This window comes from Treponema sp. R8-4-B8, assembly GCF_054786175.1.
In genome coordinates this window covers 1-457 of record NZ_BDHE01000371.1, presented here as the reverse complement: position 1 = coordinate 457, position 457 = coordinate 1, and the positions used below count along the sequence as shown (strand labels likewise).

General features: G+C 44.6%; 1 protein-coding gene. It reads right to left on the bottom strand.

Annotated features, from left to right (window positions below; translation table 11 throughout):
* A partial coding sequence (locus tag ACYVRA_RS08810) for a capsular polysaccharide synthesis protein (protein ID WP_461252341.1) occupies positions 1-371 on the bottom strand: 371 nt, incomplete at its 3' end.
* Positions 372-457: the final 86 nt, after the last annotated feature.

Here is a 457-nt window from a genome sequence, read left to right as displayed (position 1 = left end):
AAAACATACCCCGGCAAGTCCGAATGATCCCCGATTGTTGAGTTGTTCAATACTTTGTGCTCAAAATCTCCGCGCAGCCTTTTAACGCTCCCTATAGACGATTTGACTATTTCCGGTGTTTTTCCCCCGGCTGGGTTGTCCCAAAACTGCCAAATTGTCTCCGGTCTTTCAGTTGCGACCGGCGATTTTGTCAAATGTTCAACCACCGGCAAATATTTTCGGGCGAAATAATCGGTCAACACCCCGGCTTTGAACGCGTTGCTCTTATCCTTCCCCTTTTTTATGTCGCCGCTTTGCAACCAACCGATTAAGCGGACAAACGGAACCGCCGTTTTTATATAAAACTCGGTGATTTTTCGCGAATAGCCCACAATAATGTCCTTTTTAATTGCTGTCTCTTATACACATCTAGATGTGTATAAGAGACAGGTAATCGCCTTTATTCTTTTCTACGGAA